This is a genomic window from Candidatus Brevundimonas phytovorans, from assembly GCA_029203145.1.
Taxonomy (GTDB): domain Bacteria; phylum Pseudomonadota; class Alphaproteobacteria; order Caulobacterales; family Caulobacteraceae; genus Brevundimonas; species Brevundimonas phytovorans.
This window is the reverse complement of the sequence record CP119309.1, coordinates 1,683,569-1,698,371: the sequence shown is the minus strand read 5'-3', so window position 1 is coordinate 1,698,371 and position 14,803 is coordinate 1,683,569. Positions and strand designations below refer to the sequence as shown.

Here is a 14,803-nt window from a genome sequence, read left to right as displayed (position 1 = left end):
GCAGATGCTCCTCGCCTTTCTTCTGGTCATTCTCGGAGCTGTCCCGGTCGCCATGGGATTGTTCCTGATCAGCCGCACTTTCAGACGCATTGGACGGGGATGGAGCCCGGGGGAGGGCGCATGAACTTCCTGCTTTTCGGTCTCGGTGTCGTCTTCGCCGCAGTTGCGGCGGCGGCGATCCGGTGGAGCCGCCGTCACCCAGGAGCGCCTCGGAAGGAGGCCGATGAAACGCCGCCCGACGCCTGATCTGCGAAGCGCTCGACACGGGGGTCTTGTGGCGCCAGCCGAGTCAGCTGTCGAATACGATCAGGCCTAGGCTGAGGAGGTCACAATGTCCGGAACCGGACACAACCGCTTTTTCGTCTACGCCGAAGGGGCAGGACGAGCCCATGGCCATGTGATCGAGGCCCCGAGCTTTGAGGCCGCGGCGGTCGGGTACGCCGAACTGTTCTTTCCACCTGTGAACGCCGGGAATGAGGTCCGTCTCTTCGTGGCGGATACGGAAGGAGGTCGGGAGCACTGCTTTGTCATCGACCTGGAAGACGGTCAGGCTGAAACCTGCGGCTGACCCGCCCATCCTCAGTTCGCGACCGACCGGGGAGCGAAACCCGTTTCATGGTGTTGATTCGGCGCGACGGGCGCGGCGTCCGTCCCGGAGGCTCGAAATGGCGTATCGCCCCACCTGGCAGGGACACCTGCGTCTGTCCCTCGTGACCTGCCCCGTCGCCCTTTACACGGCGACCAGTTCAGGGGGCGAGGTTCACTTCAATCTCATCAATCCCGAGACCAACAACCGTATCCGGATGATCACCACCGACCCGGACACGGGCCCGGTCGAGAGGTCGTCCTTGGTCAAAGGCTATGCCGTGGCCAAGGACGAATACATCCTCCTGACCGACGAGGAGATAAAATCCGTCAAGCTGGAGAGTACGAAAACGATCGATATCGAGCGCTTCGTGCCAGAGGAAGAGATCGACCGCCTCTACTGGGATAATCCCTACTACCTCGCGCCGGCCGGCGCGCTGGCGGAGGAAGCCTTCGGCGTCATCCGTGAGGCCATGCGTTCCGAGGGCAAGATCGCTCTGGGGCGCGTGGTCCTGTCGACACGGGAACGCCTGCTGGCGCTCGAGCCGCGGGACCAGGGAATTCTCGCCTATTCTCTCCGTACGAGAGGGGAGGTTCGCGCCATGCGAGACGTGTTTGGAGCCATATCGGACAGGGCGCCGGATCCGGCCATGGTCGATATTGCGCGGCGGATCATCGAGCAGAAGGCCGGGCCCTTCGACCCAGACCAGTTCGTCGATCGATACGAGGAGGCGCTCAAGGCTCTGATCGCCTCCAAACAGAAGGGTCACAAGCCTGTCCGCGCCGCCGAGCCGGAGGACACCAATGTCGTGGATCTGATGGCCGCGCTCCGCGCCAGCCTGAAAGGTTCGGGCGCCGAACCTCGCAGGGGCGCGCGGACGGCCAAGCGGCCTGCAGCTGCGGAAAAGGGGAAGAGGGCTACACCCCGGAGGCGGGCGGGCTGAGGTTCGCCGGGACGCTATGACGCTCGCGCTCACGACTGACCGAAAGGCGACTGTCGCAACAATCCTCGGCCTCGCTCTTTCCGTTTTGTCGAAAAGGGAGCTCGACATGAAGACCTACATCAAGATCGCGGCGGGCCTGGCTGTCCTTGGTCTGCTGGCCGCCGCTTGCAGCAGGGACGCCGACCGGCGGGCGCGAGAAGCGTCCGGGGCGGAAGGGGAGCCTGTGGGGGAGGTGGGGACCTTGACTGATGTTCCCACTGGACCGGCCGCGTCGTCATCCAGCGAAACGGTCAATGGTGCGGTTGCGACCGAGGCGCCGGGCTATCCTGCGCTTCAAGGATCGGGGACAACTACGCCGTCCCGAAGCACGAGCAATCCGAGTCCGCCCGCTGCGACCAGTTCACCTCCGTCTGCTCCGGACTAAGTGAACGGCGTCACTGGATGCCTGGATCATTTCACCGACGGGGCCTTCGTGGGGCCTTGCTGGAACGTTCCGGGCAAGCGACGGCAATGCTACTATGCTTGTTCGTGGCGAATTCGTGCTTGAAACAGCCTGAAACGCCGTTTTGAGCGAGGTTTTCGGCGCCCCCCTAGCGCCCCCCTAACGAGGTCAAGCCTCAGGCATCCAAGGGCAAGGGCCTGTCGGTGGGCTCTATCTTGTTGTAAGGTAAGGGGAAAAATGGTGGACGCGACAGGGATTGAACCTGTGACCCCCTCGGTGTGAACGAGGTGCTCTCCCGCTGAGCTACGCGTCCAGCGCAGTAACGGCCAAATCAGAAAGGCTTGGGCCGTCGGGAGGCGCGATGTAGCCCGCGATTCCGACGACGGCAAGCCTCTTTGATCAAATACCGGCGGTGCGGACCCCTTCCGGGGTTTCCGCCTCGGGATCGCCGGGCAACCAGGCGACGTGACCGTTATAGATGTCCTCGTTCAGGATGCCTTCTTCCTTGGCGACCAGGACGGGCACCAGCATCTGGCCGGTGACGTTGGTGGCCGTGCGCATCATGTCGATGATCCGGTCGATGGCGACGATGTAGCCGATGCCTTCCAGCGGCAGGCCCGCCGTCGACAGGGTCAGGGTCAGCATGACGATGGAGGTGCCGGGCACGCCCGCCGTCCCCAGCGAGCCCAGCACCGCCGTCAGGCCGATCAGGACATACTGGGTCAGGCTCAGGTCGATGCTGAAATACTGGGCGATGAAGATCGAGGCGATGGCGGGATAGATGGCGCCGCAGCCGTCCATCTTCACATTGGCCCCCAGGGGCACGGCGAAAGCGGCATAGGCCTGCGGCACGCCCAGACGCTCGACCGTCTGGCGCAGGGTGATGGGCAGGGTGCCCAGCGAGGATGATGTGGCGAAGGCCGTCTGCTGGGCCGCAAATGCCCCGCGGAAGAAGCTGCGGATCTTCAGGCCGTGCAACTTCAGCAGGCCCGAATAGACGATCAGGATGTGGAACAGGCAGGCCGCATAGATGGCGAAGATGAACTTGCCGAGCGGCAGCAGCGCCTCCCAGCCATAGCCGCCGACGACCGAGCCGATCAGGCCGAACACCCCGAACGGCGTCAGCTGGATCACCCAGCGGGTGATGCGGAACACCAGGGCCGCGCCTTCGTCCACCAACCGCCGCGCCGTCTGCGCCCGGTCGCCGAGCGCCACCAGGGCCGCGCCCATCAGGGCGGAGAAGAAGATGATCTGCAGCACCTTGCCCTCGCTCAGCGCGGCGAAGGGGTTGGTCGGCACTATGCCCAGCAGCACGTCAAGCGGCGTCGGGATTACCCGCTCGCGTACCTCGCCCAGCGGCAGGTTGGACAGGCCCAGCCCCGGATTGATCAGATGGCCAAAGGCAAAGCCGACCAGCACCGCCAGCAACGACGTGATCGCGAACCACACCAAAGTCCGCACCCCCAACCGCACCGCGCCGACCCCTTCGCCCAGCTTGGCGATCGAACTGGCGATGGTGAACAGCACCAGGGGCGCCACCACCATGCGGATCAGGTTCAGATAGACGTCGCCGATCGGCTGCAGCCAGACCGTCGCCTGCTCACGCAGGATCAGGCCGGCGATAATGCCCAGAGCGAAACCGGCGGCGGTGCGCTGCCAGAGCGGGATAGCGAAGAAGCGACGAAACATGACGACCTTTGGGGAGGAGCGGTCGTCCTATGTGTTTGGCGCAAGGGGTGACGGCAACCGCAACGGGAGCGATTGAGGGTTAGAAGTTCTAAAGCGTTCGATAGATTTTCCTTCTCCTCTTGCGGGAGAAGGTGGCCCGTCAGGGCCGGATGAGGGGTCTCGCCACGGCGGATGAAGGCTGCGAGTTTAGCGTCCCGCAACCCCTCATCCGTCAGCCGAGCATTACCTCGGCCAGCGCCGCCTCGAACTCGTCGTAGTGGTTGATCACCACATCCCCGCCCAGCTCTTCACGCGGCACATCGTTATAGCCGAAGCCGACGACGATGCAGGCCACGCCCGCGTCCTTGGCGGCCTTGGTGTCGGTGGTGCTGTCGCCGACCATGACGCAGCGCGCCGGATCGCCGCCGGCCTTCTGCACGGCCTCGCGGATGTGCGCTCCGCTGGGCTTGCGGGCCGACACCGCATCCGGCCCGGCGATGAAGGCGAAGTGCCTGGTCAGGTCCAGCGCCTCGATCAGGGCGACAGACAGGTCGGTGCGCTTGTTGGTGGCGACGCACAGGATGGCGCCGCGCGCGGCCAGCCGCTCCAGCGCCGGGACCACGCCGTCAAACACGGTGCTCTCGTCGGCGATGTGGGCCAGATAGTCTTCGATGAAACGCTCGAACAGGCCGGGGGCGTGGGCCTCGTCCCAGGCGGCGCCCGCCTCCATGAAGCCATGACGCAGCAGGGCCATCGCCCCATGCCCGACCAGATGCCGGGCCGAGGACAGGGGCACCGGCGGCAGCTCATACTGCGCCAGCATCCGGTTCAGCGTGCCGATCAGATCGGGCGCCGAGTCCACCAGGGTCCCGTCCAGGTCGAAGGCGATGGTCCAGCCTTCCAGATCGCGTTCGATGCTCACTCTTGTCTCCCGGCTCGCGCAGACCCCGGCAATGGGCTAGATCGCGCAGGACGACAAGCCGCCGGATCGATTCATGACCGCACCACATCCTCGCGCCGCCATCATCCTTGCCGCAGGCCAGGGCACGCGGATGAAGTCGCCGCTGCCCAAGGTGCTGCACCCCATCGGGCAACGCGCCATGCTGGATCACGCCATCGACGCCGCCGAGGCCTTGGGTTGCGAGCGCATCGTGGTCGTGGTCGGCAGCCATTCCCCGGAAGTCCGCGACCACGTCGTGCGCCGTCTGGGCGAAGACTCCATCGCCGTTCAGGACCCGCCGCTGGGCACCGGCCACGCCGTCCGCGCCGCCGAGGCCGTGCTGGGCGACTTCATCGGCCATGTGGTCGTGACCTATGGCGACGTGCCCCTGCTGAAGGCCGCCGACATCGAGCCCGTCTTCGCTGATGCTCATGAAGGCGTCACCGTCATCGGCTTCGAGGCCCGCGACCCCGGCGCCTATGGCCGTCTGATCCTGCAAGGCGACGACCTGCTGGCCATCACCGAGGCCAAGGAGGCCTCGGCCGAGGTTCTGGCCGTTACCGCCTGCAACTCCGGCGTCATGGCCGCGCCGGTCGGCCTGCTGTTCGACCTGCTGGCCGAGGTGAAGAACGACAACGCCAAGGGCGAATACTACCTGACCGACGTGGTCGAACTGGCCCGCAAGCGCGGCGCCCCGACCCGCGCCGTCTTCGCCGCCGAAGACTCGGTCATGGGCGTCAACGCCCAGTCCGAACTGGCTCAGGCCGAGGCCCTGTTCCAGCAAACCCAGCGCGAGCACTTCCTGGCGGCGGGCGTCACCATGTCGGCCCCCGACACCGTCCACTTCGCCTGGGACACGCAAGTCGGCGCCGGCACGACCATCGAGCCCTTCGTCGTCTTCGGCCCCGGCGCGGTCGTGGCCGAGGGCGCGCGCATCCGCAGCTTCAGCCATATCGAGGGCGCGCGCGTCGCGACCAAGGCCGAGGTCGGCCCCTACGCCCGCCTGCGCCCCGGCGCGGACCTGGGCGAGGGCGTCAAGATCGGCAACTTCGTCGAGGTCAAGAACGTCCGCATGGACGCAGGCGCCAAGGCCAACCATCTGGCCTATCTCGGCGACGGCCATGTGGGGGCGAAAGCCAACATCGGCGCCGGGACCATCTTCTGCAACTACGACGGCTTCTTCAAACACCGGACCACGGTGGGCGAGGGCGCCTTCGTCGGCTCCAACTCCTCGCTGGTCGCTCCCGTGACCATCGGCGCGGGCGCCATGGTCGGCTCCGGCTCGGTGGTGACAAAGGACGTCGCGCCCGGCGACCTGGCCCTGGGCCGAGCCGAACAGACGGCCAAGCCGGGCTGGGCCGCCCGCTTCATGGCTACGATGCGCGCAAAGAAGGCGGCGAAATCCCAATGAGCGACCTGCAGAAGAAGAACGCCGGCGAAGCCGCCGCCGCCTACGTCGAGGCCGGCATGGTGGTCGGTCTGGGCACCGGCTCCACCGCCGCCTGGTTCGTGAAAGCCCTGGCGGCGCGCAACCTGCCGGACCTGCGCTGCGTGCCCACGTCGGAACGCACCGCCGATCTGGCGCGCGAACTGGGCCTGACCCTGTCGACGCTGGAGGACACGCCCCGCATCGACCTGACCGTCGACGGCGCCGACGAGATCGGTCCGGGCCTGGCCCTCATCAAGGGCGGCGGCGCGGCCCTGCTCCGTGAGAAACTGGTGTGGGAGGCGTCGGAACGCTGCATCTGCATCGCCGACGCGGCCAAGGTCGTGCCTGTGCTGGGGACCTTCCCCTTGCCGATCGAGGTCGTCGCCTTCGGCCACAAGACCACCGCCAACCGCATCGCCGACGTCCTCGCCGACCACGACATCCCCATGCCCGCCCGCGTCCGTCAGGCCGACCGCGGCCTGATCCGCACCGACGGCGGCAACCTGATCTATGACGCGGCCTGCAAGGTCATCGCTGACCCCGCCCGCCTCGCCGCCGACCTCAAGAGCCTGACCGGCGTGGTCGAACACGGCCTCTTCCTCGACCTCACCGACCTGGCCATCATCGGCACGGACGAGGGGTTCGAGACGCTAAATCCTTGACGTCGTTGACCGAGCGGCGGGCTGCAGACGTGCTAGTGTTTGAGGCTTCGCGTCTCAAGGCTGCATTCTGCGCGGTTGGTTCCGCCGCGGTGGTTTACGTGATCTACGCCAGCCAGAATCCGGCAACGACATCTGGTCAATCGCCCGTGAATCCGCTGGCCGCCTGGAGCTTTGCCGTCTTGTTTGGCATTTGTTTCCTCGCGGCGCTGCTAAGACTTGTTTTCTTGCCCAAGCTAGTTGTCGATCAACATGGGCTCAGGTGCGAGGGTGGGCTTAGGCACGCTGCTTTGTCCTGGAATGACGTGACCCGCATTGATGTACTGGAAGTGAGGGGATTAGCCTGGCTGACGGTGACTGGTTCGGCGCCTCGACATGGCTTTGTTCTTCAGGGCTGGAAGCTGTCAGCGCATGAGATGAAGTCACGCATCACGAAATTTCGTGAGGGGTTAGGGCAGACGCCTTCCGAGAAGGATTGTGCAGCCGTTGTTCCGGGCGACGAATCTGACGAACGCAACCGCATGCGGCGACATGGCATGGTCACGGTCGTTGTTGCGGCCGTCATGGCGTTTTTGAGCTTCGGCGATGTTCGGCAGGTTGGCGTTCAGGACCTTCCGGTAGGCGTGGATTTTCAGTGGGCTGTTGCGCCCACGTTGTGGAGGATAGCGCTGGCGGCCGCGGCTCTCATCGTTTCCTTTGTGGGGTTCGCCCGGTGGTTTTGGCCGACCGGCAAGCGCGCCAACCCGCCCTTACTGTCCACGGTAAGCGAATGGACGGTCCTCTCCATCTGCATGCTCTCCCTCTTCTACGCCGCTTGGATGTTGTTCGCAGGGCTGGCGTATCCGGCATGACGTTGCGTCGCCTTGCCCCCTCGCGTCCCGGCGCCTAAGTCGGGTCAGCGCTACGGCTCAGCCGTGCGGATTTCAGACGATTCAGACGAATTGGACTCATGTTTTCGAGTCTGATTCCCGGAGCCCCCGATGACCACGACCTACGACTACGACCTCTTCGTCATCGGCGCCGGTTCGGGCGGGGTGCGCGCGGCGCGCCTGACGGCTCTGGGCGGCAAGAAGGTGGCCGTGGCCGAAGAGTATCGCGTCGGCGGCACCTGCGTCATTCGCGGCTGCGTGCCCAAGAAGTTCATGGTCATGGCCTCGGAAGTCAGCCACGCGCTGGAGATCGCCGAGGGCTACGGCTGGTCCTTCGACAACGCCAGGTTCGACTGGCCGACCTTCCTGCAGGCCAAGGATGTCGAGATCGCCCGCCTGTCGGGCATCTACGCCGCCAACCTGGGCAAGGCGGGCGTCGATCTGGTCCACGGCCGCGCCGTGATGAAGGACGCCCACACCGTCGAGATTGTCGGCAAAAACCAGACCTTCACCGCCGAGAAGATCCTGATCGCCACCGGCGGTCGCCCGTGGAAGCCTGAGGACCTGCCCGGCGTCGAGCACGCCATCACCTCGGAAGAAGCCTTCCACCTGCCGGAACTGCCCAAGCGCATCCTGATCGCGGGCGGCGGCTATATCGCCGTCGAGTTCGCGGGCATCTTCGCCGGTCTGGGCGTCGAGACCACCCTGATCTATCGCGGCCCCAACATCCTGCGCGGTTTCGACGACGACGTGCGCGCCCATCTGGCGGGCGAGATCGAGAAGCGGGGCATCAAGGTCATCCTGGGCTGCCAGCACACCTCGATCGAGAAGACCGAGACCGGGCTGGTCAACCACCTGGGCAACGGCATGACGCTGGAAACCGACGTGGTCATGTTCGCCACCGGCCGCGTCCCCTACGTCAAGGGACTGGGTCTCGAGAACGCGGGCGTCGAGCTGAACGACGAGGGCGCCATCGCCGTCGACCCCTTCTCGAAGACCTCGGCCGACAATATCTGGGCCATCGGCGACGTGACCGACCGGATGAACCTGACGCCGGTCGCCATCCGCGAGGCCGTCGCCTTCCACGAGACGGTCTACAAGAACAACCCGCAGCACTTCGACTACGAAGCCGTCGCCACCGCCGTCTTCAGCCAGCCGCCGGTCGGCGTCGTCGGCCTGACCGAGCATGAGGCGCGCCGCGCCTGTCCGGGCGAGGTCGATGTCTATGTGACCCGCTTCCGCCCGATGAAGTACGCCTTCACCGGCTCGGACGAGCGGGTGCTGATGAAGCTCGTGGTCGACGCCGACAGCCAGCGCGTCGTCGGCGTTCACATCGTCGGCCCGGAAAGCCCGGAGATGATCCAACTGGCCGCCATCGCTGTGAAGGCGGGCCTGACCAAGGCCCAGTGGGACGCCACCTGCGCCGTTCACCCGACCATGGCCGAGGAACTGGTCACGCTGAAAGAGAAGCAGTCCCCGGCGTCGATGTCGGCGGGTTGATGGTTGCAGCAAGAGGCGGCTTGTCAGCCGCCTCTTGCACGCGCCTTATGCGGCCCAGCTTTCCCGGAGGTCGCCCCATGAAGTCCTGCCTGCTCGCCGCCGCCCTGTCCGCCCTGATGATCGCCGGTTCGCCGGTCCTGGCCCAAAACGCTGGGCCCGCCGCCTACCAGAGCGCCGTCGCCGACACCCTGCGTCCCGCCGACGAGGTCGCTCGCGATCCGCTGCGGCATCCGGCCGAAATCCTCGCCTTCGCCCAGCTTCAGCCGGGTCAGCGCGTGGCCGACATCCGCCCCGGCGCGGGCTACTTCACCCGCCTGTTTGCGCGCGTCGTGGGTGAGGGCGGTCACGTCTACGCCTTCGTGCCGAACAAGACCGCCGAGCGTGAAAACCCGCGCGCAGACGCCTTGGTCGCCGCCTATCCCAACGTCAGCCGCGTCAACGGCGACCTGGACGCCATGGCCTTCGACGCGCCGCTGGACGTGGTCTTCATGAGCCAGGAGTACCACGACTTCCACATCCCCCGCTTCGGCGTGGACGTGACCAAAATGAACGCGGACATCTTCAAGGCGCTGAAACCCGGCGGCCTGTTCGTGGTCATCGACCACCAGGCCGCGCCCGGCGCCGCCAACACCGCCGTCGAGACCCTGCACCGCATCGAGGGCGCGCAACTGCGCCGCGAGGTCGAGGCCGCTGGCTTCGTCTTCGACGGCGAGACCTCGGCCGTTGCGAACCCCGCCGACGACCACACGTTGAACGTCTTTGACGAAGCCATTCGCGGCAAGACCGACCAGTTCGTCTATCGCTTCCGCAAGCCGGGCTGAACCGGCTGAAACCACAGGAGGAGTAGCCGTGCGTCCCTTCCTCTCCTTTCTGGTCATCGCCTCGCTGGCGGCGACCGCGCCCATGATTGTCGCCTCGGGGGCCGTCGCCCAGATTGCCCCCGAAGCCTATGGGGCCGCGCTGGCCAGCCCGATCCGCACCGCCGCCGACGTGGCCCGCGACGAAGCCCGCCACGCCGCTGAAACCCTGGCCTTCGCCCGGGTGGCGCCGGGTCAGCAGATCGGCGACATGATCATCGGCGGCGGCTACTTCACCCGCTTGTTTTCGGCCGCCGTCGGGCCCGAGGGCCACGTCACCGCCTGGCAACCGGCCGAGTTCATCGGCTTCCAGGCCAGCTATGGCGAGGCGCTCGCCGCCGCCGCGGCGCTCGACAACGCCGACGCCATCAGCTCGCCCATAGGCGCCCCGGAATGGCCCGAAGGTCTGGACCTGATCTTCACCGCCCAGAACTACCACGACCTTCACCTCAAACCTTTTGCGACGGACACGGCGGCGCGGGTCAATGCGGCGGCGTATCGGGCGCTGAAGCCCGGCGGTCTCTATGTCATCGTCGACCATGCTGCGGCGGCGGGGGCGGGGCCGGACGCGCCCGATAGCCTCCACCGTATCGAGGTCGATCAGGTCATGCGCGAGGTCGAGGCGGCGGGGTTTGAGCTGGATGGCTCCAGCGACCTTCTGGTGCGCCCCGACGACCCGCTGACCGCCAATGTCTTCGACCCGTCCATTCGCGGCCACACCAGCCAGTTCATGCTGCGGTTCAGAAAACCCGCCTGAGCCGAAACTGTCGAACAGGTGACTGGCGAAGCGGTCGGGGAGGGGCTAACTCTGCCCCAAAATCTATAAGGGAACGCCTCAGATGACTCGCATCGCCTTCATCGGTCTCGGCAACATGGGCGGAGGCATGGCCGCCAATCAGGCCAAGGCCGGGCATGACGTCGCCGCCTTCGACCTGTCGCCCGCCGCGCTGGAACGCGCCGCCGAGGCCGGATGCCGCACGGTCAGCTCGGTCGCTGAGGCGGTGAAGGACGCTGAGGTGGTCATCACCATGCTGCCCGCCGGACCGCACGTTCTCAGCGTCTATGCCGAACAGATCATCGGCGCCGCGCCTTCCAGCGCCCTGCTGCTGGACTGCTCGACCATTGACGTAGAGACGGCGCGCAAGGTCGCCGGTCTGGCCAAGGAGGCGGGCTACGCCTTCGCTGACGCCCCTGTGTCGGGCGGCACCGCCGCCGCCGACGCCGGGACCCTGGCCTTTATGGTCGGCTGCGACGAGGCCGACTTCGCCCGCGTCGAACCGGCGCTGGACCCCATGAGCCGCATCACCATCCGCGCCGGCGACCATGGCGCCGGTCAGGCGGCCAAGATCTGCAACAACATGCTGCTGGGCATCTCCATGGTCGGCACCTGCGAGGCCATCGCCCTGGCCGAGAAGCTGGGCCTGGATCCGGAACGCTTCTTCGAGATCGCGTCGAAGTCCTCGGGCCAGTGCTGGAGCGTCAGCAGCTACTATCCCTGGGCCGGCCCGGTCCCGACCGCCCCCTCGAATCGCGATTACGAAGGCGGTTTCGCCACCGCCATGATGCTGAAAGACCTGAAACTGGCCCAGGACGCCGCCGCCAAGGCCGGCGCCACCACCCCGCTCGGCGCCCAGGCCGAGGCTCTTTATGCCCTGTTCAACGGCCTCGGCTACGGCGGCAAGGACTTCTCCGCCATGGTCCAGATGCTGCGCGGACGGCTGGATACGCTGGCGAACTGACATCTGCTTGAGGGAGCGGCGGCGCGAATCCCGCCGCCGTCATCCCGGCCGTAGCGGAGCGGAGAGCCGGGACCCAGGCGTTTAGTTCTCTCACGACACTGCCTGTTGTCCACTGTCTGGGTCCCGGGTTCGGCTGCGCCGCCCCGGGATGACGGCAGGGTGCGCCAGCCCGCGTCGGGTCGAAAAGGCGGAGCCTTGACCGCGGGCCACCCATCCAGCCCGCGTCGGGTCGGGAGGTCCCGCAGGGCCGACGACCGCGGGCAACTCAAAGTGAGAACCGTTATCAATTAAAGGGTTGAGACGTTTTGTCCGGCTCTGAACATGGACAAGGCTGGTCGGCGAGCGCAATTAGGCGGGGAAAGCTGTATAAGCGAAAGAACTACCGTCTTGTTCGACTATAAGTCCGCCTTTCAAAAATCGGTCGAGCAGGTCCGCAGCGAGGGTCGCTATCGCGTCTTCGCCGATCTGAAGCGCGTGCGCGGACAGTTTCCGCAGGCGGTGCACCGTCGCGAGGACGGCTCGGAGCAGGACGTCGTGGTCTGGTGCTCCAACGACTATCTGGGCATGGGCCAGCATCCGGCGGTGCTGAACGCCATGACGGCCGAGATCGACGCCGTGGGCGCCGGAGCCGGCGGCACGCGCAACATCTCGGGCACGACCCGCTCGGCGGTCGATCTGGAAGCCGAGCTGGCCAGCTGGCACCAGAAGGAAGCGGCCCTGCTGTTCACCTCGGGCTATGTGGCCAATGAGGCGACGCTGTCGACCCTGCAGAAGATCCTGCCAGGCCTGATCATCTTCTCCGACGCCCTGAATCACGCCTCGATGATCGAGGGCATCCGTCACGGCGGCGGTCCGCGCCACATCTTCCGCCACAATGACCTGGAACACCTCGAGGAACTGCTGGCCGCCGCCCCGCTGGGCGCGCCCAAGCTGGTCGCCTTCGAGAGCGTCTATTCGATGGACGGCGACATCGCCGACATCGCCGGGACCATCGCCCTGGCCAAGAAATACGGCGCCATGACCTATCTGGACGAAGTCCATGCGGTCGGCCTCTACGGCGAAACCGGCGCGGGCGTGGCCGAGCGCGATGGTCTGCTGGACGGCATCGACATCGTCGAATGCACCTTGGGCAAGGCCATCGGCGTCATGGGCGGCTATATCGCCGCCGACGCGGTGATCGTGGATGCAGTGCGCAGCTGGGCCTCGGGCTTCATCTTCACCACCAGCCTGCCGCCCGCCCTGACCGCCGGGGCCCTGGCCTCGGTGCGTCACCTCAAGGCCCACCCGGAACTGCGCGTCGCCCATCAGGAACGCGCCGAGACCCTGAAGCGCCGCCTGCTGGAGGCCGGCATCCCGGTCCTGCCCAGCGTCAGCCACATCGTCCCGGTCCACGTCGGCAATCCGGTCCACTGCAAGCTGATCTCGGACATGCTGCTGGAAGAACACGGCATCTACGTCCAGCCGATCAACTATCCGACCGTGCCCAAGGGCACCGAGCGTCTGCGCTTCACCCCGTCGCCCAACCATGACGACGGCATGATCGACAAGCTGGTCGATGCGATGGACAAGCTGTTTTCCCACTGCAACGTGGCGCGCCGTCCGGTCGCTGCATGACAACCGCCCCCGAACTCGGCGAGGTGATCGTCGAGCTCGTCCGCAACGGAACCTATCTGAAGTGCTCGGCCATTCACGTGGCCAGCGGCGTCGAAGTGTCCGCCATGGGCCCCGCGCTGGAGCCGCGCGCGGTCGAGCGGGTGGCCATCGCCAAACTGAAACGAGCGTTGTCGCAGCGCTGACCCCCTAGATGTTGTGGTGTTCGCCGACGCGGCCTAGATAGGTCCCGCCGTTTCAGCCTTCAGCCTTCGGGATGCCCGCCAGTGACCGCCTTCACGCACGAATCGTACTTCTCAAAGAGCCTCGCCGACGCTGATCCGGCGATCTTCAAGGGCATCCAGGGCGAACTCGGCCGCCAGAAGGAGCAGATCGAGCTGATCGCTTCGGAAAACATCGTCTCCCAGGCGGTGCTGGACGCGCAAGGCTCGGTCCTGACCAACAAGTACGCCGAGGGGTATCCGGGCCGTCGCTACTATGGCGGCTGCGAGTTCGTGGACGTTACCGAGGATCTGGCCCGCGAGCGCGCCAAGGAGCTGTTCGGCGCCGCCTTCGCCAACGTCCAGCCCCACTCGGGCGCCCAGGCCAACCAGGCCGTCTTCTTCACCCTGCTGCAGCCCGGCGACACCTTCCTGGGCATGGACCTGGCCTGTGGCGGTCACCTGACCCACGGTTCGCCCGCCAACCAGTCGGGCAAGTGGTTCCGCCCCGTGACCTACAAGGTGTCGGAAGACACCCACCTGATCGATTATGACCACGTCGCCGAAATGGCCCAGAAGGAGAAGCCCAAACTGATCCTGGCCGGCGCCTCGGCCTACTCGCGTCACATCGACTTCAAGCGCTTCCGCGAGATCGCTGACAGCGTCGGCGCCTATCTGATGGTGGATATGGCCCACTATGCCGGTCTGATCGCTGGCGGCGTCTATCCCGACCCGATCCCGCACGCCCACGTCGTCACCACCACGACGCACAAGACCCTGCGCGGCCCGCGCGGCGGCATGATCCTGTCCAACGACGCGGACCTGGGCAAGAAGATCAACTCGGCCGTCTTCCCCGGCCTGCAAGGCGGGCCGCTGGAGCACGTCATCGCCGCCAAGGCCGTGGCCTTCGGCGAGGCGCTGAAGCCTGAGTTCAAGGGCTATGCCCAACAGGTCGTCAAGAACGCCCAGGCCCTGTCCGGCGTCCTGATCGAGCGCGGCCTGGCCATCGTCTCGGGCGGCACCGACAGCCACCTGATGCTGGTCGACCTGCGTCCCAAGGGCGTGACCGGCAAGGCCACCGAGCATGAGCTCGAGAAGGCCCTGATGACCTGCAACAAGAACGGCGTGCCGTTCGACACCGCGCCCTTCACCGTCACCTCGGGCGTCCGTCTGGGCACCCCGGCGGGCACCACGCGCGGCTTCGGCGAGGAAGAGTTCAAGCAGATCGGCCACTGGATCGCCGACGTCGTCTCGTCGATGAACGGCGGCGACGAAGCCGATCCGGCCGTCGTCGCGGGCGTCGCCGCCCAGGTGCGCGAACTGACCGCCCGCTTCCCGATCTACGGCTGAGGCGCGCTGA

The 14,803-nt window shown here is 66.3% G+C and carries 14 protein-coding genes and 1 tRNA gene; 12 read left to right on the top strand and 3 right to left on the bottom strand.

All coding sequences use genetic code 11. The features are described from left to right. Positions 1-331: 331 nt before the first annotated feature. On the top strand, positions 332-568 hold the full coding sequence (locus tag P0Y52_08340) for a DUF5961 family protein (GenBank protein ID WEK56559.1): 237 nt from the start codon (positions 332-334) through the stop codon (positions 566-568). A gap of 97 nt (positions 569-665) precedes the next feature. After that, complete coding sequence (locus P0Y52_08335; GenBank protein ID WEK56558.1) at positions 666-1,529, top strand: Ku protein; 864 nt, start codon at positions 666-668, stop codon at positions 1,527-1,529. A 680-nt stretch (positions 1,530-2,209) separates the two neighbouring features. Here the strand turns inward: P0Y52_08335 and P0Y52_08330 are convergent. The 3 genes from P0Y52_08330 to P0Y52_08320 form a co-directional block, all read right to left on the bottom strand. After that, positions 2,210-2,284: transfer RNA gene (locus P0Y52_08330), tRNA-Val, on the bottom strand. An 86-nt stretch (positions 2,285-2,370) separates the two neighbouring features. Then, positions 2,371-3,660, bottom strand: coding sequence for a dicarboxylate/amino acid:cation symporter (locus P0Y52_08325; GenBank protein WEK56557.1), 1,290 nt, complete (start codon positions 3,658-3,660; stop codon positions 2,371-2,373). A gap of 211 nt (positions 3,661-3,871) precedes the next feature. Beyond that, positions 3,872-4,561 carry an HAD-IA family hydrolase gene (locus P0Y52_08320; GenBank protein WEK56556.1) on the bottom strand — a complete coding sequence of 230 codons (690 nt, stop codon included), beginning with the start codon at positions 4,559-4,561 and terminating at the stop codon, positions 3,872-3,874. 73 nt (positions 4,562-4,634) lie between these two features. Between P0Y52_08320 and glmU the strand changes: the two genes are divergently transcribed. The 10 genes from glmU (at position 4,635) to P0Y52_08270 (ending at position 14,793) form a co-directional block, all read left to right on the top strand. Next, a complete protein-coding gene (gene glmU / locus P0Y52_08315; protein WEK56555.1) occupies positions 4,635-5,990 on the top strand; it encodes a bifunctional UDP-N-acetylglucosamine diphosphorylase/glucosamine-1-phosphate N-acetyltransferase GlmU in 1,356 nt (451 codons plus the stop codon). Continuing rightward, the gene (gene rpiA / locus P0Y52_08310) at positions 5,987-6,670 is read left to right on the top strand and encodes a ribose-5-phosphate isomerase RpiA (protein WEK56554.1); all 684 of its coding nucleotides are present in this window, start codon (positions 5,987-5,989) and stop codon (positions 6,668-6,670) included. Before glmU ends, rpiA begins: the two co-directional genes overlap by 4 nt. Next, the gene (locus P0Y52_08305) at positions 6,667-7,518 is read left to right on the top strand and encodes a hypothetical protein (protein WEK56553.1); all 852 of its coding nucleotides are present in this window, start codon (positions 6,667-6,669) and stop codon (positions 7,516-7,518) included. The genes rpiA and P0Y52_08305 overlap by 4 nt, the downstream gene beginning before the upstream one ends. A 129-nt stretch (positions 7,519-7,647) precedes the next feature. Next, on the top strand, positions 7,648-9,036 hold the full coding sequence (gor, locus tag P0Y52_08300; GenBank protein WEK56552.1) for a glutathione-disulfide reductase: 1,389 nt from the start codon (positions 7,648-7,650) through the stop codon (positions 9,034-9,036). Positions 9,037-9,113: 77 nt separating this feature from the next. Continuing rightward, positions 9,114-9,857, top strand: a complete 744-nt coding sequence (locus tag P0Y52_08295) for a methyltransferase domain-containing protein (protein ID WEK56551.1) — start codon at positions 9,114-9,116, stop codon at positions 9,855-9,857. A gap of 28 nt (positions 9,858-9,885) precedes the next feature. Next, a complete protein-coding gene (locus P0Y52_08290) occupies positions 9,886-10,650 on the top strand; it encodes a methyltransferase (GenBank protein ID WEK56550.1) in 765 nt (254 codons plus the stop codon). Positions 10,651-10,732: 82 nt separating this feature from the next. Next, positions 10,733-11,632, top strand: coding sequence for a 3-hydroxyisobutyrate dehydrogenase (gene mmsB, locus P0Y52_08285; GenBank protein WEK56549.1), 900 nt, complete (start codon positions 10,733-10,735; stop codon positions 11,630-11,632). Positions 11,633-12,019: 387 nt separating this feature from the next. Next, on the top strand, positions 12,020-13,246 hold the full coding sequence (hemA, locus tag P0Y52_08280; GenBank protein ID WEK56548.1) for a 5-aminolevulinate synthase: 1,227 nt from the start codon (positions 12,020-12,022) through the stop codon (positions 13,244-13,246). Beyond that, on the top strand, positions 13,243-13,428 hold the full coding sequence (locus P0Y52_08275) for a hypothetical protein (protein ID WEK56547.1): 186 nt from the start codon (positions 13,243-13,245) through the stop codon (positions 13,426-13,428). Before hemA ends, P0Y52_08275 begins: the two co-directional genes overlap by 4 nt. Before the next feature lie 81 nt (positions 13,429-13,509). Further along, complete coding sequence (locus P0Y52_08270) at positions 13,510-14,793, top strand: serine hydroxymethyltransferase (GenBank protein ID WEK56546.1); 1,284 nt, start codon at positions 13,510-13,512, stop codon at positions 14,791-14,793. Positions 14,794-14,803: the final 10 nt, after the last annotated feature.